We start from the raw sequence: 19,275 nt of genomic DNA, 5'->3' as shown, positions 1-19,275 counted from the left end.
CATATGATTCAGGGTTCGACTGAACTGGTCGCCATCGTCGGCTCACCCATTGCTCAGGTGAAATCGCCGGAAAACTTCAATCGCTGGTTCGCCGACCACCAGCAGAACGTTGCCATGCTCGCGATCGACCTTGCGCCGAGCGCCCTGCAGAATTTCATACAGACGCTGCGCGGCTGGCAAAACCTGCGCGGGTGCGTGGTGACCGTTCCGTACAAACAACTACTGGCCAGTCGCCTGGACAGCATCAGTGAACGCTCGGCGGCGCTGCGCTCGGTGAATGTGATCCGCCGCGAGGCCGATGGTCGATTGGTGGGCGATATCGTCGATGGCGAAGGCTTTCTCAGTGCCGCACGCAAGCACGATTTCAACGCACAAGACAAACAGGCCATGGTGATCGGCACCGGCGGTGTCGGCAGCGCGATTGCCTGGTCGCTGTGCCAGGCGGGGGTCAGTCACCTGGCCATCAGCGATCTCAGTCAACAGCGCGTTGAAATGCTTGGCGAATTGTTGCGCGGTGCCTTCCCCAAGGTTGTGATCAGCGCCAATCCGGCCTCGCTCGAGCCTTTCGACCTGGTGGTCAACGCCTCGCCGGTCGGCATGGGTGCCGCCCCTGATGACAAGGCGATGCCGTTACCGCTCGCCCTGATGCAAACGTTGCAGACCAGGACCCTGGTGGCCGATGTCGTGACTTCCCCAGCGGTGACGTCCTTCCTCGCCTTTGCCCAACGCCTGGGGTGCCCGATCCAGACCGGCCCGGAGATGGCGCTGGCGCAACTGGGCAACCTCGGCCACTTCATGGGCGTGACGCCGCTGCAGATCTGATTCTGCGGCCCCGTCCTCAACAGGCGATAGACAATGAACATGACGACTACGCGGCCCTCTGCGAGTCCCGACCTGACCTATGACGTGATTGTCCTGGGCAGCGGTGCCGCCGGTTTCGCCGCTGCGGTGACCGCCAGTTGCCGCGGACTCAAGGTCTTGCTGGTGGAAAAGACCGAGGTCTTCGGCGGCACGTCGGCGATCTCCGGCGGTGCCGTCTGGCTGCACGACACTGACCAGGCGCGGGCGGCCGGGCATCACTTGCCCGCCGAGCAGATGCGGCTTTATCTGAAAGAAGTCATCGGGGCCGGCTACAACCCTGAATTGATCGACGCTTTCATCGAACACGGGCGTGAAGCCCTGCACTATCTGGAGGCGCACAGCGAGCTTAAATACAGCTTGCGGCCGCTGTCGCCCGATTATTACCCGGACCTGCCCGGCGGCACGCTGACCGGTCGGGCGCTGGAAATCGACGAGTACGACGGGCGCCGGCTCGGTGAGCATTTCAAAGACCTGAAGCGCCCACCGGATGGCATGCTGCTGTTCGGCGGCATGATGGTCAATCGCCTGGATATCCAGCACTTCCTCAGTTTCAAGCGTTCGCCCAAATCCCTCTGGCACTGCCTGAAACTGATGGGCCGCTATGCCGTCGATCGCCTCAGCCATCCGCGTGGAACTCGCCTGACCGTGGGCAATGCCTTGATCGCGCGCCTGGCCACCACGGCATTGGCCAATGGCGTCGATCTGTGGCTTGAGGCCACGCCCGAGGCGCTGATCGTCGAGCAGGGAATGGTCAAGGGTGTGCAGATCACCTGGCGCAATCAAAACCGCAGGGTATTGGCCCGTGGCGGTGTGGTGCTGGCCATGGGTGGATTCGCCGCCAGCCCGCAGGCAGCCGAACAGCGTCCGCACGGCGACGCGCAACACTGGACGATGTCACCACCGGCCAACGTCGGTGACGGGCAACGACTGGCGGCCTCGGTCAACGCGGCAATCGGCAATAACCTGGCAGCGAATTTTTTCTGGGCACCGGTCTCGGTGCTGCACAAGGCCGACGGCAGCCAGGAGCGTTTTCCGCATCTGGTGACCGACCGTGCCAAACCCGGCGTGATTGCGGTCAACCGCGCCGGCAGGCGTTTCGTCAATGAGTCCGACTCCTACCACTGTTTCGTCGAAGGCATGTTCGCCAACGACGGCGCCAATGCCCCCTGCTGGCTGATCTGTGACAGCGAAGCCTTGAACAACTATGGCATGGGGCTGGCCCGTCCACGACCGGTCAACAACAGCGCGCTGATCGAAGCCGGTTATCTGCTGCGCGCTGACAGTCTCGCCGAACTGGCCCAGATCGCCGGCATTGATGCCGCGACACTCGAGCAGACCCTGGTGCAGTACAACACTGATGCCGAACAAGGTGTCGACCACCCGTTCAACAAGGGCGGCACGGCCTACAACCGCTACATGGGTGACCCACTGCACCAACCCAACCCGTGCCTCAAGCCTCTGCGCAAGGCGCCCTTTTATGCCATCCGCCTGTTTACCGGCGACCTCGGTTCGGCCCGCGGCCTGGTCACCAATGGACAGGCCAACGTGCTGAACATGAGCGGTGAGCCGATCCACGGGCTCTACGCCGCCGGCAACGAAATGAACTCAATCATGGACGGCACCTATCCAGGTCCCGGCATCACCCTCGGCCCCGGCATCACCTTCGGTTACCTCGCCGCGCGCGATATCGCCGAGCGGCTCGACCACAGCACCGCACAACCATCCCTCACTGGAGAACAGCATGTACTACGAACTGCGCACCTACACGATTAAACCGACCCGGCTCGGCGACTGGCTGGCCCTGTACAAAAGCGCCGCACTGGCCGTGCAACAAGAGCACCTGGGCAACCTCGTGGGCTTCTTCACCACCGAAATCGGCGAGGTCAACCAGGTGGTGCACATCTGGGGCTACACCAGCCTCGACGACCGGATGGCCCGTCGCAATGCCATGGCGGCCGACCCGCGCTGGCAGGACTTCGCACGCCAGAACAAGGAACTGGACGCCGTGGTCACCCTGGAATCGCGACTGTTGCGCCCGACCGACTTTTCACCGTTGAAATAACCCGTCGCATCGTTGAGCCGCTTCCACCCGGGAGCGGCCAGCCGCCCAGATCGCCGGCATCGCGGTACTCCTCGAAGGTAGCCTCACACCCACCGCCGGCCTCGCCCAACCTCACTCTCAATGGCGATCCTTATGCACAACAGTGAGCACATGCAGTGTGATGTCCTAGTCATCGGTTCCGGCGCCTCGGGTCTGGCCGCTGCCGTCACCGCCGCCGAGCTTGGCCTCGACGTCATCGTGGTGGAAAAAGAGCCGACGTTCGGTGGTACCAGCGCCTGGTCGGGCGGCTGGCTGTGGATTCCCCGCAACCCACTGGCCGTCGACGACGGGATAGTTGAAGAACCCGAACTGGCGCGGATCTACCTGCGCAATGAACTGCACAGCGACGTGCTCGACCCTCGTGTAGAGATGTTCCTCGAACAGGGTCCGAACATGGTCGAGTTCTTTCAGCACCATACCGAAGTCCAGTTTTTTTCCGGCAGCAAGATGCCTGATTTTCACGCCAGCGAAGGCTTCGCCAAAGGGGGGCGCTCGGTCTGCGCCCAACCGTTCGATGGTCGTCGACTGGGTCCCTGGATCAAAAAACTTCGACGTCCGCTGGACATCATCAGCCTTGGTGGAATGGGCATAGCGGGCGGTGCCGAGCTCAATCATTTCCTCAATGCCAGCCAGTCCGCGAAATCAATGCTGTACGCCGGCAAGCGCCTGTTGCGCCATGCTCGTGACCTGCTCTGCCATGGCCGGGGCATGCACTTGGTAAACGGCAATGCACTGGTAGCCCGGTTGCTGAAAAGCGCGGTGGATCGCAAGGTCCGGCTGCTGACCGATACGCCGGTCCGAGTGCTGCTGCGCGACGGCGAACGCGTGGTCGGGGCTCGTCTTGAGCGGGCCGGAAGGTTGTTTGAAATCCACGCACGGCGTGGCGTCGTGTTGGCCTGCGGTGGCTTCCCCCATGACCAGCAGCGCATTGCCCGCCAGTTCGCCCATGCACCTAATGGCACCGAGCACTTGAGCGCAGCGCCCAAAAGCAATACGGGCGATGGCCTGAGCCTGGGCGAAAGTGTCGGGGCACGCATCGCGCCCGACATGCTGCATGCCGCCGCTTGGGCACCGGTCTCTCGTGTGCCGCGAGGGGACGGTGGTTTCAGCGGCTTTCCACATTTGATGGAACGGGCGAAGCCGGGTTTTATCGCAGTGCGCCAGGATGGCCGACGCTTCGTCAACGAGGCCGACTCTTACCACGACTATATGTGCGCACTGTTCGATGCCACCGGCCCGGGAGAAACCCCAGTGTCCTGGCTGATCTGCGACCACCGCGCCCAGCGGCGCTATGGCCTGGGCTGGTCGAAACCCTTTCCGTTCCCGACGGCGTCATATGTTCGCAGTGGCTATCTGTTCAAGGACGCGACCCTGACCGGGCTGGCGCGCCAATGCGCGATTGATGCGCAGCAACTCGAAGCCACGGTCAGCACCTTCAATCAGCACGCCGAAAAAGGCTGCGATCCGCTCTTCCAGCGGGGTGAGTCGTTGTACAACAAAGCTCAAGGGGAAGTCCTCCATGGCCCTAACCCGTCCCTTGGCAGCCTGGGTAAAGGCCCCTTCTATGCAGTAAAGCTGGTTCCCGGCAGCCTGGGTACCTTCGCCGGATTGAACACGGATGCCTGTGCGCGAGTATTGAACGAACATGACGCGCCGATTCCAGGGTTATTCGCGGTGGGCAATGACATGAACAGCATCATGAACGGCTATTACCCCAGCGGAGGTATCACCCTCGGGCCGGGCATGACGTTCGGTTACATTGCAGGAAGGGTACTGGCGCATAATTTCCTTTGAGGCTGATGGCCTCTTCGCGAGCAAGCCTCGCTCCTACAGGGATTTGTGGTGTGGATTAAATCCCTGTAGGAGCGAGGCTTGCCCGCGAAGGCCGCGACTGGGTCTCAAACCCGTCCTTGGCATGCTACGCAACACTGAATCGTCATTATCGAAATTGATAGCCACCTAACGAAAGCCGCAGGCTAGAGGGCTCACTTCCCGCTTATATCATTGCGAATGATAGTTACCTTTGCTTCATTCGATTCGTGAGATACCCCCTCGCCGAGCATCATCCGTCCATTCTCAATACATTGGCGGATGCATCCATGGAACAATCACTCAAATATTTGCGCTTCCCGTTGGCCCTGTTGGCCGTACTGGTGATGAGCGCTTGCGGCAAGGCTCCGGACACCGCCGCCACGCTGCCCGCGGCCAAGGTCAGTGTGGCCAAGGTGCTGGAACAACCGGTCAACGAGTGGGACGAATTCACCGGGCGCCTCGAAGCGCCGGAAACCGTGGAGATCCGGCCTCGCGTCTCCGGCCAGATCGATGAAGTGGCTTTCACTGAAGGCGCGTTGGTCAAGAAAGGCGACCTGCTGTTCCAGATCGACCCGCGTCCGTTCCAGGCTGAGGTCCGCCGACTCGAAGCCCTGGTTGCCCAATCCCGCGCCAACGCCACCCGTAGCGAAAATGAAGCCCAGCGCGGTGAACGCCTGCGCACCAGCAACGCGATCTCCGCCGAGTTGGCCGATTCGCGCACCAGCGCTGCCCAGGAAGCCCGTGCCGCGGTCGGCGCCCTCCAGGCGCAGCTTGATCTGGCGAAATTGAACCTGAGCTTCACCCGCGTCACCGCACCGATCAGCGGTCGCATCAGCCGTGCGCAAATCACCGCCGGTAACCTGGTGACTGCCGATACCACCGCGCTGACCAGCGTCGTTTCCACTGACAAGGTTTACGCCTACTTCGACGCCGATGAGCGCGTGTTCCTCAAGTACACCGCCCTCGCCCGCGAGGGTAAACGTGGCGCCACCACCCCGGTGTACCTCGGCCTGTCCAACGAAGACGGCAATCCGCACCAGGGTGTGATGAACTTCGTCGACAACCAGGTCAACCCGAAGACCGGCACCATCCGCGGCCGCGCGGTGTTCGATAACACCGACGGCACCTACACCCCGGGCCTCTACGCACGTTTGAAACTGGTCGGCAGCGGCACCTACTCCGCCGTGCTGATCAACGACGAAGCAGTCGGCACCGACCTGGGCAAGAAGTTCGTGCTGGTGATGGATGCCGACAACAAGACGGTGTATCGCTCGGTCGAGCTGGGTCCGAAGATCGAAGGCCTGCGCATCGTGCGCAACGGCCTGAACAAGGATGACACCGTCATCGTCAAGGGCCTGCAACGTGTACGTCCTGGTTCGCCGGTCACGCCTGAAGTGATCCCGATGGCCACCCAGGAAACCCTCGCCGCTCTGGCTCAACAACGACAAGCGCTGGAAGCCAGCAACCTGCCCCAAGTCGCACCTGCCAGGGTTGCGTCGGGTGCGGTTGTGAAAGTGGCTGCTGCGACACCACGCGGTTAAGGGATCTCTACGATGAATTTTTCCCAATTCTTCATTTCACGGCCGATCTTCGCAGCGGTGCTGTCGCTGCTGATCCTGATCGCCGGTGCCATCTCGCTGTTCCAGTTGCCGATCAGCGAATACCCGGAAGTGGTGCCACCGACCGTTGTGGTCCGCGCCAACTTCCCGGGTGCCAACCCTAAAGTCATCGGTGAAACCGTGGCCGCTCCATTGGAGCAAGCCATCACCGGCGTCGAGAACATGCTGTACATGTCCTCGCAGTCCACCGCTGACGGCAAGATCACCCTGACCATCACCTTCGCCCTGGGCACTGACCTGGACAACGCGCAGGTGCAGGTGCAGAACCGTGTGACCCGCACCGAACCGAAACTTCCCGAGGAAGTGACGCGCATCGGTATCACCGTCGACAAGGCATCGCCCGACCTGACCATGGTGGTGCACTTGACCTCGCCGGACAAACGCTACGACATGCTCTACCTGTCCAACTACGCCCTGCTCAACATCAAGGACGAGCTGGCGCGCCTGGGCGGTGTCGGTGATGTGCAGCTGTTCGGCATGGGCGATTACTCGCTGCGGGTGTGGCTCGATCCGAACAAGACCGCTTCGCGTAACCTGACCGCTACCGATGTGGTGACCGCGATTCGCGAGCAGAACCGTCAAGTGGCGGCCGGTGCCCTGGGCGCGCCACCTGCGCCAAATGCCACGGCGTTCCAGCTGTCGGTCAACACGCAAGGTCGTCTGGTTTCCGAAGAAGAGTTCGAGAACATCATCATTCGCGCAGGCGACAACGGTGAAATCACTCGTCTCAAGGACATCGCCCGCGTAGAACTGGGCTCCAGCCAATACGCCCTGCGCTCCTTGTTGAACAACCAGCCGGCGGTGGCGATCCCGATCTTCCAGCGCCCTGGCTCCAACGCGATCGAAATTTCCAACGAAGTGCGTGACAAGATGGCGGAGCTGAAGAAGAGCTTCCCGCAAGGGATGGACTTCAGCATCGTCTATGACCCGACGATCTTCGTGCGCGGTTCGATCGAAGCGGTGGTTCACACTCTGTTCGAAGCACTGATTCTTGTGGTTCTGGTAGTGATCCTGTTCCTGCAAACCTGGCGCGCCTCGATCATTCCGTTGGTGGCGGTGCCGGTGTCGTTGATCGGTACCTTTGCGGTGATGCATTTGTTCGGCTTCTCGCTGAACGCCTTGTCGCTGTTCGGCCTGGTGCTGGCCATCGGTATCGTGGTCGACGATGCCATCGTGGTGGTGGAGAACGTCGAACGGAACATCGGACTGGGACTGACCCCGGTCGAAGCGACTAAACGGGCAATGCGCGAAGTGACCGGCCCGATCATCGCCACGGCGCTGGTGCTGTGCGCGGTGTTTATCCCGGCCGCCTTCATCTCCGGGTTGACCGGGCAGTTCTACAAGCAGTTCGCCCTGACCATTGCGATTTCGACGGTGATCTCGGCCTTCAACTCGCTGACCCTGTCGCCGGCACTGGCTGCGGTATTGCTCAAGAGCCACGACGCGCCGAAAGACCGCTTCTCCAAGGTCCTCGACAAAATCTTCGGTGGCTGGCTGTTCCGTCCGTTCAACCGCTTCTTCGACAAGGCCAGCCATAGCTACGTCGGTACGGTAGGCCGGGTCATCCGCAGCAGCGGCATCGCCCTGCTGGTGTACGCCGGCCTGATGGTGCTGACCTTCTTCGGTTTCTCCAGTACCCCGACCGGTTTCGTCCCCGGCCAGGACAAGCAATACCTGGTGGCCTTCGCGCAACTGCCGGATGCCTCGAGCCTGGACCGTACCGAAGACGTGATCAAGCGCATGTCCGACCTGGCCCTGAAACAGCCGGGCGTGGACAGCGCGGTGGCCTTCCCCGGCCTGTCGATCAACGGCTTCACCAACAGCCCGAACTCCGGCATCGTGTTCGTGACTCTGAAACCGTTCGACGAGCGTAAAGACCCGAGCATGTCGGCCGGGGCGATTGCCGGCGCGTTGAACGGCCAGTTCGCCGGGATTCAGGAAGCCTACATGGCGATCTTCCCACCGCCGCCGGTACAGGGCCTGGGCACCATCGGTGGTTTCCGCCTGCAGATCGAAGACCGGGGCAACCTGGGCTATGACGAGCTGTACAAAGAAACCATGAACATCATTAACAAAAGCCATAACGTGCCGGAACTGGCTGCACTGTTCACCAGCTACACCGTGAACGTGCCGCAGGTCGATGCCGCCATCGACCGGGAAAAAGCCAAGACCCATGGCGTGGCCGTCAGCGACATCTTCGACACCCTGCAGATCTACCTGGGTTCGCTGTATGCCAACGACTTCAACCGCTTCGGTCGTACCTATCAGGTCAACGTTCAGGCCGAGCAACAGTTCCGTCTCGAGTCGGACCAGATCGGTCAGCTGAAAGTGCGCAACAACAAAGGCGAGATGATCCCGCTGGCGACCTTCATCAAGGTCAGCGACACCTCGGGGCCGGACCGCGTCATGCACTACAACGGCTTCATCACCGCTGAAATCAACGGTGCGGCAGCCCCCGGCTACAGCTCCGGCCAGGCCGAAAAAGCCATCGAGAAACTGCTCAAGGAAGAACTGCCCAACGGCATGACCTACGAATGGACCGACCTGACCTACCAGCAGATTCTGTCCGGCAACACCGCGCTGTTTGTGTTCCCGCTCTGCGTGCTGCTGGCGTTCCTGGTGCTCGCGGCCCAGTACGAAAGCTGGAGCCTGCCACTGGCGGTGATCCTGATCGTGCCGATGACCCTGCTGTCGGCCATCACCGGGGTGATTGCTTCGGGAGGCGACAACAACATCTTCACCCAGATCGGCTTGATCGTACTGGTGGGGCTTGCGTGCAAGAACGCGATTCTGATCGTCGAGTTTGCCAAGGATAAACAGCAGGACGAAGGCCTTAGCCCGCTGGCTGCGGTGCTCGAAGCGTGCCGTCTGCGTCTGCGGCCGATCCTGATGACGTCCTTCGCGTTCATCATGGGTGTGGTGCCACTGGTGTTCTCCAGCGGTGCCGGTGCCGAAATGCGTCACGCCATGGGTGTGGCAGTGTTCTCCGGGATGCTCGGGGTGACCTTTTTCGGTCTGTTGCTGACGCCGGTGTTCTACGTATTGATTCGCAACTTTGTCGAGCGCGGTGAAGCGCGCAAAGCGGCCAAGGCCCTGAAACTGGAGGCACAACAATGAGCCTGAAAGCCTTCCTGCCGAGCCTTCTGGTACTGGCCCTGAGTGCCTGTGCCGTTGGCCCGGACTACAAGACCCCAGCCACGGAACCGGCCAACATCACTACGGCCACCGATGGCGCCGCCGGTCAGAAGAACTTCGACCGTGCACGTTTCGAAGGCATCTGGTGGCAGCAGTTCGAAGACCCGACCCTCAACCGGTTGGTGACTCAATCGCTGCAAGGCAACCGTGATCTGCGTGTGGCCTTCGCGCGCTGGAAAGCGGCCCGGGCGATTCGCGATGACGTCAGCAATGATGCCATGCCGACCATCACCAGTCGCGCCAGCAGTCAGCTGGGCAAGGGGCAGATTCCTGGCCAGACCACCCAACGGGTCAATAGCGAGCGCTATGACCTGGGTCTGGACATGGCCTGGGAACTGGACTTGTTTGGCCGAATCCAGCGCAACCTGGAATCCAGCGACGCGCAGCAGCAGGCCGCCGAAGCCGACCTGTACCAACTGCAAGTCAGCATGATTGCCGAATTGGTGGATGCCTACGGTCAACTGCGCGGTGCGCAACTGCGGGAAAAGATCGCCCTGGCCAACCTGAACAACCAGCAGGAATCGCGCAAGATCACCATCAGCCTGCGTGATGCCGGCGTCGGCGATCAGCTCGATGTGGAACGCGCCGATGCACGCCTGGCGTCTGTCGAAGCCAGCGTGCCGCAACTGCAGGCGGAACAGGTCCGGCAGAAAAACCGCATCGCCACCCTGCTGGGTGAGCGCCCGGACAAATTGACCGTCGACCTCAGTCCCAAGGACCTGCCGGCGATTGCCAAGGCCCTGCCAATCGGCGATCCGGGTGAATTACTGCAACGCCGTCCGGACATTCTCAGCGCCGAGCGCAAACTGGCTTCGGCCACCGCCCGTATCGGTGTGGCCAAGGCTGACTTGTTCCCGCGGGTCAGCCTCAGCGGCTTCCTCGGCTTCACTGCCGGGCGCGGTTCGCAGATCGGTTCCTCGGCGGCCAACGCCTGGGCGCTTGGCCCGAGCATCACCTGGGCTGCGTTCGATCTGGGCAGCGTGCGCGCCCGCTTGCGCGGCGCCGACGCCGAAGCCGAAGGCGCCCTGGCGACCTACGAACAGCAAGTGTTGCTGGCCCTGGAAGAGTCGGAAAACGCTTTCAGCGACTACGGCAAGCGCCAGCAACGCCTGATTTCGCTGATTCGCCAGAGTGAATCGAGCCGCGCTGCGGCCGACCTGGCACAAATCCGCTACCGCGAAGGCACGGCGGACTTCCTCATCCTGCTCGATGCCCAGCGTGAGCGCCTGGCCGCGGAAGATACCCAGGCCCAGGCGGAAGTCGATCTGTATCGCGGCATTGTCGCGATCTACAAGGCACTGGGCGGTGGCTGGCAACCAGAGACGGTCGCCAGCAAGTAACGTTTCAACGAGCTCCTTGGGTTGGCCGCAACCAATCATATTTTTTGCCCCGCGCCCCATTCGGTCGCGGGGCTTTTTTTGTCTGCATGCCTGTTGAATCCACGGCATTCCCCTGTGGGAGCGGGCTTGCTCGCGAAGACGGTGGCACAGTCAATATTGATGTCGCCTGACACACCGCTTTCGCGAGCAAGCCCGCTCCCACAGGGTTAGCGTTGATTTTCAGCGTTGTGGTTTTCCTCGACGGTGACGGTGGCCGTGGTCCCAGCGCGAAGGCGGTTTTTTCCCGCGTAGTCGGCATCGATCTGTATCCGCACCGGCACCCGCTGCGCCAGTTTGACCCAGGTGTAGCTGGGATTGATGTTGGCCAGCAGGCGGCCGCCGGGCAGGTTTTCCCGGTCGGCGATGGCGAAGGCAATGCTTTTCACCGTGCCGCCGAAGGTTTCCCCGCTCATCAATTCGATCCGGACCCGGTCGCCCTCCTCGATTCGCGGCAACTTGGTTTCTTCAAAGTAGCCGCTGACATAAAACGAGTCGCTGTCCACCAGCGCCAACAGCGCCCCGCCGGCGGCTGCATAGTCGCCCTGACGGGTCAGCAGGTTGGTGACGTACCCGGTGACAGGCGCTTCGACCCGGGTGCGCTGCAGGTCCAGTTCAGCCTGGGTCAATGCCGCGATGGCCAGTTGCACGTTGGCCTGGGCCAGTCCCAGGATGGCCTGGTTGCGCAGCAACTCCGCCTGCGCCACGGCCACGTCCGTGCTGGATTTCTCCCACTCCTCGCCAGAGATCGCGGCGCGATCCTTGAGGGTGCGACGTCGGCGCTCTTCGCTCTGCCGCTGCCTGAGCAGTGCGCCGCTGGCGACAATCGTCGCTTCGGATTGACCCAGCGCCGCTTTTGCCACTTCCACCGAGCGCCTGGCGTGCTCCACCGCCAGGACATAGCGCGCCGGGTCGATCTCCAGCAGCAACTGACCTTTCTCCACATGTTGATTGTCGTGGACAGCGAGGCTGACAATACGACCCGAGACGTCTGCGGATAACGTCACCACATCGGCGCGTACTCGCGCATCCCGGGTCCAGGGCGCGCGGGTGTAATGCTCCCAGGCGAACCAGCCGAGCACAAAGGCCAGCAATACCACCGCCGCCGTCACCAGCCGGGCAAGGATCTTGTTCAATGCATCAGGCTCCCATCAGCAGAATCAGCGTCGCGCACACGCAGGCGTACAACGCGCCTTCGAACAAGGCTTCATGCCAGACGAAACGCAGCACGCCCAGGCGGCGCAAGGTCCAGTCCAGCAGCAGGAAAATCGGCACGGCCAGCAGCAAAGCCTGGGCGATCGGTGGCAAGTAGACGCCACCTACTTCCAGATCAATGGGCAAGGGCGGGTACTCCTTCCACGTCTGCAGGTTGAAAGTGGCCGCGGTGTCGCTGCACAAACGACACCACGATCAGCAGCGCCACGCGCATCCTGAATACCGACCACAGGTGCTCATGCACATCTAAATGCAAGTTGTCCATTTCATCGCCCAGGACACGCAAGTTTTCCAGCAACTGCTCAAGATCAATCCCGGGGCGCCCGGCGACCCATCTTCCTGTTTCACGGACTGCAGCCAGCAAACGGTTTTGTTGATCGGTACTGAGCAAGGCGTTGCTTTTCCCCTGTTGCCTGAGCTGGTTCAACGCAACACCCAATGCCATGCACCCGAGGCTCACTTCGAACAACTCGCCGGACTGTTGGTCACGGGTCGCCGGCAACAGTCCCAACATCATGGTCAGGCGATCGACCATGCGACTTTCAAACGCAAATTGCTGCTCATCGGTGGCCGGCGTCTTCAGCAAAGCGTAGACCTGCTCGCGGTTCTCATTGAACAGCCGGCGCATCCGCAAATCGGGTCTGAACGGGAAGATCAAGGCGTAGACACTGAGTGCCAGCGCAGCTGCACAGATATAGGCACCGGCAAACTCGAACCACGCAATGGCCGTGTTTTGGCCGAATTCCGTGTTTTGCGGGCCCAGCAACAGAATCGTCGTCAGTCCAAGACCAATGCCCATACCCGTGGTTGCCGGACTGGCCAGCCCCACCGCGACGGCATAAAGCAATGGGACGAACAACAAGGCGAGTAACTCGAAGTCACTGATCATCGGTATCAGCATGAACAGATAGAACGCCGACACCACCAATGCCAGGCCCAACCCCCTGGCAAAACTCTGGGCAGCCAGCAGCGGTCGCGGAAAAGTCGCCATCAGCGAACAAAGAACTCCCACTACAATCATCCCGCCCCGCGCCCCGTCCCAAGCGGTCTCGATCCAGATCAGTCCGGCCACCAGCAATGCGGTAAATGCCCGGATCGCGTTCATCGCCGCCAACGTGAAGTCCAGGTGCAGCGGATTGTCCTGGCCGCGGAACACGCAACTGGCTTCACGCCCTTCCTGGATCGCGTCGCTCAGGTCCAGAATCTGACTGAGCTGCTCTAACATCCGTGCCTGTTCCCAACGCAGCGACCACGCCAGGGAGCGCAACGTGGCTGGCATCGTCTCGGTCAACTGTTCTGACCTGTAGGCGAGTTCCTCGAAGCGTTGTTGCAGGGCCGCGAAACGGTGCCTGGCTTCAGTCGACAACGAGCGCCCCTGCCGGGCCACCTCATCGAGCAAGTCCAGTTCTTCGCTGAGTAATCGCTGTGAGTCCAAGGGCAGCGGACCTTCCCAGCGCGCGGTCAGCAGTTCCCGCTGGTGACGCAACGCCGTCAGCCGTGAAGCCAGCAGCACCCACTGATTGCCAAGCAACTGCACCAGACTATTGGCGCTGCGCAAACGTGGCGCATCGAAGTACAAATGCCGACGTACCCCCTCCAGGGCACTGATTTCGCCTAACAGTTGCATCTGTCGCCGGCGGAAGTCGGCTTCGCTTTCTTCGGTTCGAATGACAGCTGCCGCGTGGGTCGCGAGCAGCTTGATCACTTGATCGATCCTGGCAAAGTAGTCCCGGGCCACGGTTTCCGGCCGGGCGGTGAGCAGGCTGACGACGCACACGCAGGCCACCGCCAACAGGGTCTCGGTCACGCGAGTTACGGCCAACAGGAACGTGCCGTCCTGATCAGGTACCGCCAGCAGTGCCACGACCACCGCCGTGTAGCCACTCAACACAAACGCTTGGGAACTGGTGTAGCGCAACAAGGTGCCACCGGCGGTACACAGCGCCAGCCACAGGGCCAGGGTGAGGATGAAAGGCAGTGGCGCCTGGGGGAAAATCCCCATGATCAACACCGCCACGACCGCCCCGAGTGTGGTGCCGATGACCTGGCCGAAACTGCGGGCCAGGGCCATGCCGCCCAATGGCTGGCTGACGATGACCACCGCCATGATTGACCACTTGGGCTGGTCAAGGTCGAACAGGAAGGCCAGATACAGGGTCAACAGCCCGGCGACGATCGTCCTCAAGGCGAACAACAGCACCCCGCGCCCGGGGTTGAGCATCGCCTTGAAGTATAAAAGCAGCGGTTGCATGGGAATGCCCGTTGGGTCAACTCCAGCAAGCGTAGTCATTGATGGGTTGCCTCGACAGGTTTCAGTCACGATGCATTGAATGGCGTCAGGGTTTGACTCACGGCCCCGCCTGACCGAAGCTGGCGGCTCTACAACAGCTTGCCAGCTCCCGGATTCCTGCATGCCCCAGTCCCGCCGCTACCTGATCATCGGCCTCTGCGCCCTGTTTGCCATCGGCCTTGCCTGGTTTTTCCTGCGCAGCACCACCCCCGAGGTGCCGGCAGCGATCAAGCGCGGTTACAGCGCAGCACTCAACCAGGCCCGGGCGGGTCAACCGGGTGCGGCGCGGGTGCTCTACCAGCAACTGGCACGCCCGGACCTTTCACCGAAACGACGCCTCTGGCTACATGCCGAACTGCCCAACTACCCCAGCTCCGTAGCGCTGAAACTGGCGACTGCGGACTTGCAGCATGAATCGCCAGACGTGCGCGTTGCGGCGATCAACAGCATCAGCGCCCTGGTGCCCAACGGCCAGCGCAGCCTGCTGCTGGGCCCGCTGCTCGATGACGGCGATCAGCGCGTGCGCTATGGCGCCGTGAACGCCTTGCTGGGGCTTTCGCCCGACGATCTCGGTTTGTATTTCGGGCCGCTGGAGCAGGCCATCGACGCCTGGGAACAAGACCTGAACAGTCAGCCCGAAAGCGCCGACAACCACTACCAATTGGCGCGGCTGCATCTGCACAATGCCGAGTTGAAAGAAGCGCAACAGGCACTGGAGAACGTCTTGCGTCTTGCGCCCGGCAACCTGCCCGCGCTGGTGATGCAAATTGAAGTGCTGGACAAACAGGGCCAAAGCGAAGCCGCTCGGCTGCTATTGGCCAAACAGTTGAAGGCCCAACCCGATTCGGCCTACCTGCAACATGCCCTGGGGCTCTGGCTGCTGCATCACGGTCAAAGTGAATTCGCCCTGCTCGGCCTTTCCAAGGCGGTGGAACTGGAACCGGACAACAAGGATTACCGCTACGACCTGGCGACCACGCTGCACGGCGAACTGGAGCTGGAAGCGGCGCAGAAACAGCTGCAGGAAATCGTCCAGCGCCATCCGGCCGACCGCCGGGCCCGGGTGCTGTTGATCAATTACTGGAAGGAAAGCGGACAACTGCAGAACGTGCAGATTCTGTTGGCGCAACTGGAACAGCTCAATCCCGATGATCCGGCGTTGCAGCAGGGGCTTTAAAAGATCGTCCGAACGCGACGCGTCACCAGGCGTACGCAAATCCTGTGACCGACAAAGATCCCATGTGGGAGCGGGCTTGCTCGCGAAGGCGGACTGGCATCCGGCATTGATGTCGACTGACATGCCCTCTTCGCGAGCAAGCCCGCTCCCACAAGGAATCGGGGTGTACGCAAATCCTGTGACCGACCAGGCCGGCCGGTCGTCAGCCGTGACCGCAGAACCGGATATGTACACAATCAAACCAACCCCAGCAAAAAGTGTTGAACGCTCTTCGCGGCCAAAGGTCAAGTGATCAGGCAGTCCATTCAGGCACTTGCAGACCTGCTGCCTCGTTTCCCCTGATCTTGAGAGGGCATTTTTTGTCTACATCTAACGAGTTGTTCAGTGCTAAAGCCGCCACCGGCATCGAAGGTCTGGATGACATCCTGGCCGGTGGATTGTCCCGCGGCCATGTGTTTTTGCTGGAAGGTGAACCCGGCACGGGTAAAACCACCGTCGCCTTGCACTTTCTGTTGGCCGGCGCTCGAGCTGGCGAGCGCTCGTTGTACATCACCTTGTCGGAAACCGAGCGCGAGCTGCGCCAAGGCGCCCTGTCCCATGGCTGGGAACTGGATGAGAACATCCACATCTTCGAGCTGACGCCCCCGGAAAGCCTGCTCAATGCCGAGCATCAACAGAGTCTGCTGTACTCTTCGGACCTGGAACTGGGCGAAGCCACCAAGCAGATTTTCGAAGTGGTCGAGCGGGTCAAGCCGACTCGCGTCGTGCTCGACAGCCTTTCCGAGATCCGCCTGCTGGCCCAAAGCTCCCTGCGTTACCGGCGCCAGATCCTCGCGATCAAGCACTACTTCGTGCGCTATGACGCCACGGTGGTGTTGCTCGACGACCTGACCACCGAATCCCTCGACAAGACCGTGCACAGTGTCGCCCATGGGGTGATTCGCCTGGAAGAACTGACCCCCAACTATGGCGCCGAGCGCCGGCGGATCCGCGTGGTGAAGTATCGCGGCCAGAAGTACCGTGGCGGCTTCCACGACTTCACCATCATGGGTGATGGCGTCCATGTGTTCCCACGCCTGGTCGCCGCCGAACATCGCGGCGTGTACACCCGTCAGCAGTTGACCAGCGGTATCAAGGAAATGGATGCCCTGCTCGGCGGCGGCATCGAGACCGGGTCCAGCACCTTGATCCTCGGCCCGGCCGGCACCGGCAAATCGCTGATCTCGATGATCTTCGCCGCGGCGGCCGTGACCCGGGGCGAGAAAGCCGCGTTGTTCATTTTTGATGAAGAACTGGGGCTGCTGTTCGAACGCATGAACAACATGGGCATCGATTTGCAAGCCCTGCAAGACACCGGCAACCTGCTGATCGAACAAGTGGATGCAGCCGAACTGTCCCCCGGGGAGTTTTCCCACCGGGTCCGGCGTTGCGTCGACCAGCGTGATATCAAGACCGTGGTGATCGACAGCATCAATGGCTATCAGGCGGCAATGCCTGAAGAAAACGCCCTGGTGCTGCACATGCACGAGTTGCTGCTGTACCTCAATCGCCGGGGTGCCGCGACCTTCATGACCGTCGCCCAGCACGGCCTGGTCGGTGACATGCAGGCCCCCGTGGACATTACCTATCTGGCCGATACGGTCATCCTGTTGCGTTATTTCGAAGCACTGGGCAAGGTTCGCCGGGCGATTTCGATCATCAAGAAACGCACCGGCAGCCATGAGTCGACCATTCGTGAATACCGCATCAGCGGCGAGGGCATGACCATCGGCGAACCGCTGGACGCGTTCCAGGGCGTACTGCGCGGTGTGCCCACTTATATGGGCGCGAGCAATCCGTTGCTCGGGGAAGAGAGCCCGTGACGGCCCTGGAAGCAATGTCCGAGCGCGCGATCATTCTCGCGCCGCTGGGACGTGACAGCCAGATTGCACTGATGATGCTCAATGAAGCGGGTTACGACGGCATCATCACTCGCGATCTGGTGGACCTTTGCAGCGAGTTGACGCAAGGCGCAGGCTTGCTGCTGATCGCTTCCGAGGCGTTGCTGGGCAGTGATCTTGAACCGTTGTTCGGCCTGATCGAGCAACAGCCGGCCTGGTCGGACTTGCCGATTGTCCTGCTGACCCATCATGGCGGCCCGGAACAGAACCCCGCGTCGCGGTTCGGCCCGCAACTGGGCAATGTCACCTTTCTCGAGCGCCCTTTTCATCCCGTGACCCTGATCAGCCTGGTCACCACCGCGTTGCGCGGACGACGACGACAGTATGAAGCCAGGGACCGGCTGATCGATCTGAGTCAAAGCGAGCTGCGGTTGCAGAACACCCTCGAAACCCTCGAACAGCAGGTCGAGGAACGCACCGCCCAGCTGCGAAACAACGAAGAAGCCCTGCGCCAGTCACAGAAAATGGAAGCGGTCGGCCAACTCACCGGCGGCATCGCCCATGACTTCAACAACATGCTGACCGGCATCATCGGCAGCCTGGAGTTGTTGCGCCGGCGCCTGGCCCGTGGCCGTACCGAAGACCTGGACAGCCTGATCGATCTGGGGGTGACCTCGGCCAACCGCGCGGCAGGCCTGACCCACCGCCTGCTGGCCTTCTCCCGGCGCCAGTCGCTGGATTCAAAACCCGTGGAGATGAACACCCTGGTGGTTTCCATGGGCGAGTTGCTGCAACGCAGTATCAACGAAAGCATTCATCTGGACATGCAGCTGAGCGAGCAGTTGTGGGTGGCCGAGGCCGACCCCAATCAACTGGAAAGCGCCTTGCTCAACCTGGTGATCAATGCGCGCGATGCCATGCCCGATGGCGGCCGACTGGTCGTGAAGACCCGCAACCGGCATCTGGACCCCGGCTTCACCCAGGCCCACAGCAACCTCGACCCGGGCGACTATGTGATGCTGAGCGTCACCGACACCGGGTGTGGCATGCCGCAAAGCACCATCAACCGGGCCTTCGACCCCTTCTTTACCACCAAGCCGATCGGCCAGGGCACAGGCCTCGGGTTGTCGATGATTTATGGTTTCAGCAAACAATCGCGCGGCCACGTCGCCATTCAGAGCGAAGTGGGCAATGGCACCACGGTGAGCCTGTTCCTGCCGCGGTTCGGTGGTGATCTGCCCCGGGACGTTCCGGTAGACGTCCAGCACGCTCCGTTCGCGCAACACGGCGAAACGGTGTTGATCGTCGAAGACGACCCGGCGGTGCGAGTGTTGGTCAGTACCGTGTTGAGCGACCTGGGTTATGCCTTCGTCGAGGCCGGTAATGCCGACAGTGCGGTCCCGATTCTGGATTCGGCGCAACGTATCGACCTGATGATCAGCGATGTCGGCTTACCCGGCATGAATGGCCGGCAGCTGGCAGAAATCGGCCGGCAATATCGGCCTGAACTCAAGGTGTTGTTCATTACCGGCTACGCCGAACACGCCGCGGTGCGCGGCGGTTTCCTTGATCCGGGCATGCAGATGATCACCAAGCCGTTCACCTTTGACCTGTTGACGGCGAAGGTGCGGGAGATGATCCAGATCTGAAGCCCCCCTCGTTCGCTGTAGGAGCCAGGCTTGCCGGCGAAGAACGATAACGCGGTGTCACAGATAGACCGCGGCGTCTGGTTCGCTGTAGGAGCCAGGC

At 61.6% G+C, this 19,275-nt stretch carries 13 protein-coding genes; 10 read left to right on the top strand and 3 right to left on the bottom strand.

From position 1 onward, the window contains the following. Nucleotides 1–3: 3 nt before the first annotated feature. The 7 genes from F8N80_RS24865 to F8N80_RS24835 all read left to right on the top strand — a co-directional run bounded on the left by F8N80_RS24865 (nt 4) and on the right by F8N80_RS24835 (nt 10,928). The gene (locus tag F8N80_RS24865; RefSeq protein ID WP_150745525.1) at nt 4–822 is read left to right on the top strand and encodes a shikimate dehydrogenase family protein; all 819 of its coding nucleotides are present in this window, start codon (nt 4–6) and stop codon (nt 820–822) included. Nucleotides 823–855: 33 nt separating this feature from the next. Beyond that, nucleotides 856–2,634 (top strand): FAD-dependent oxidoreductase, encoded by a 1,779-nt coding sequence (locus tag F8N80_RS24860; RefSeq protein ID WP_150784901.1) that lies wholly within the window; start codon nt 856–858, stop codon nt 2,632–2,634. Then, nucleotides 2,603–2,923 carry an NIPSNAP family protein gene (locus tag F8N80_RS24855; protein ID WP_150745527.1) on the top strand — a complete coding sequence of 107 codons (321 nt, stop codon included), beginning with the start codon at nt 2,603–2,605 and terminating at the stop codon, nt 2,921–2,923. Before F8N80_RS24860 ends, F8N80_RS24855 begins: the two co-directional genes overlap by 32 nt. 132 nt (nt 2,924–3,055) lie before the next feature. Next, nucleotides 3,056–4,756, top strand: a complete 1,701-nt coding sequence (locus F8N80_RS24850; RefSeq protein ID WP_150745528.1) for an FAD-dependent oxidoreductase — start codon at nt 3,056–3,058, stop codon at nt 4,754–4,756. A gap of 305 nt (nt 4,757–5,061) precedes the next feature. Then, the gene (gene mexE / locus F8N80_RS24845; RefSeq protein WP_150784900.1) at nt 5,062–6,315 is read left to right on the top strand and encodes a multidrug efflux RND transporter periplasmic adaptor subunit MexE; all 1,254 of its coding nucleotides are present in this window, start codon (nt 5,062–5,064) and stop codon (nt 6,313–6,315) included. A gap of 12 nt (nt 6,316–6,327) precedes the next feature. Next, nucleotides 6,328–9,510 (top strand): efflux RND transporter permease subunit, encoded by a 3,183-nt coding sequence (locus F8N80_RS24840; RefSeq protein WP_150784899.1) that lies wholly within the window; start codon nt 6,328–6,330, stop codon nt 9,508–9,510. Then, a complete protein-coding gene (locus tag F8N80_RS24835; RefSeq protein WP_150745531.1) occupies nt 9,507–10,928 on the top strand; it encodes an efflux transporter outer membrane subunit in 1,422 nt (473 codons plus the stop codon). The genes F8N80_RS24840 and F8N80_RS24835 overlap by 4 nt, the downstream gene beginning before the upstream one ends. Nucleotides 10,929–11,134: 206 nt before the next feature. Here F8N80_RS24835 and F8N80_RS24830 read toward each other — a convergent pair whose 3' ends face one another. The 3 genes from F8N80_RS24830 to F8N80_RS24820 are packed head-to-tail and all read right to left on the bottom strand — an operon-like array spanning nt 11,135 to nt 14,430. Then, nucleotides 11,135–12,100 (bottom strand): HlyD family efflux transporter periplasmic adaptor subunit, encoded by a 966-nt coding sequence (locus F8N80_RS24830; protein WP_150745532.1) that lies wholly within the window; start codon nt 12,098–12,100, stop codon nt 11,135–11,137. Between the two features lie 4 nt (nt 12,101–12,104). Then, the gene (locus tag F8N80_RS24825; protein ID WP_150745533.1) at nt 12,105–12,305 is read right to left on the bottom strand and encodes a DUF1656 domain-containing protein; all 201 of its coding nucleotides are present in this window, start codon (nt 12,303–12,305) and stop codon (nt 12,105–12,107) included. Further along, a complete protein-coding gene (locus F8N80_RS24820; protein ID WP_150784898.1) occupies nt 12,295–14,430 on the bottom strand; it encodes an FUSC family protein in 2,136 nt (711 codons plus the stop codon). Before F8N80_RS24820 ends, F8N80_RS24825 begins: the two co-directional genes overlap by 11 nt. Before the next feature lie 160 nt (nt 14,431–14,590). On the opposite strand from F8N80_RS24820, the gene F8N80_RS24815 reads away from it, so the two are divergent. From F8N80_RS24815 to F8N80_RS24800, 3 genes are all read left to right on the top strand, one after another. Then, nucleotides 14,591–15,646, top strand: coding sequence for a tetratricopeptide repeat protein (locus F8N80_RS24815; protein WP_150745535.1), 1,056 nt, complete (start codon nt 14,591–14,593; stop codon nt 15,644–15,646). Between the two features lie 359 nt (nt 15,647–16,005). Further along, nucleotides 16,006–17,508, top strand: a complete 1,503-nt coding sequence (locus tag F8N80_RS24805; RefSeq protein ID WP_150784897.1) for an ATPase domain-containing protein — start codon at nt 16,006–16,008, stop codon at nt 17,506–17,508. Then, on the top strand, nt 17,505–19,175 hold the full coding sequence (locus F8N80_RS24800; RefSeq protein WP_150784896.1) for a response regulator: 1,671 nt from the start codon (nt 17,505–17,507) through the stop codon (nt 19,173–19,175). The genes F8N80_RS24805 and F8N80_RS24800 overlap by 4 nt, the downstream gene beginning before the upstream one ends. The last annotated feature ends 100 nt before the right edge of the window (nt 19,176–19,275 follow it).

Origin of the sequence: Pseudomonas fluorescens, assembly GCF_902497995.1 — a bacterium.
Classification (GTDB): Bacteria; Pseudomonadota; Gammaproteobacteria; order Pseudomonadales; family Pseudomonadaceae; genus Aquipseudomonas; species Aquipseudomonas fluorescens_BK.
This window is presented reverse-complemented; position numbering and strand designations above follow the sequence as displayed.

Bases quoted from the DNA above. Each gene is read 5' to 3' on its own strand.
- F8N80_RS24865 (WP_150745525.1), top strand. From the start codon at position 4: ATGATTCAGGGTTCGACTGAACTGGTCGCCATCGTCGGCTCACCCATT.
- F8N80_RS24860 (WP_150784901.1), top strand. From the start codon at position 856: ATGAACATGACGACTACGCGGCCCTCTGCGAGTCCCGACCTGACCTAT.
- F8N80_RS24855 (WP_150745527.1), top strand. From the start codon at position 2,603: ATGTACTACGAACTGCGCACCTACACGATTAAACCGACCCGGCTCGGC.
- F8N80_RS24850 (WP_150745528.1), top strand. From the start codon at position 3,056: ATGCACAACAGTGAGCACATGCAGTGTGATGTCCTAGTCATCGGTTCC.
- mexE (WP_150784900.1), top strand. From the start codon at position 5,062: ATGGAACAATCACTCAAATATTTGCGCTTCCCGTTGGCCCTGTTGGCC.
- F8N80_RS24840 (WP_150784899.1), top strand. From the start codon at position 6,328: ATGAATTTTTCCCAATTCTTCATTTCACGGCCGATCTTCGCAGCGGTG.
- F8N80_RS24835 (WP_150745531.1), top strand. From the start codon at position 9,507: ATGAGCCTGAAAGCCTTCCTGCCGAGCCTTCTGGTACTGGCCCTGAGT.
- F8N80_RS24820 (WP_150784898.1), bottom strand. From the start codon at position 14,430: ATGCAACCGCTGCTTTTATACTTCAAGGCGATGCTCAACCCCGGGCGC.
- F8N80_RS24815 (WP_150745535.1), top strand. From the start codon at position 14,591: ATGCCCCAGTCCCGCCGCTACCTGATCATCGGCCTCTGCGCCCTGTTT.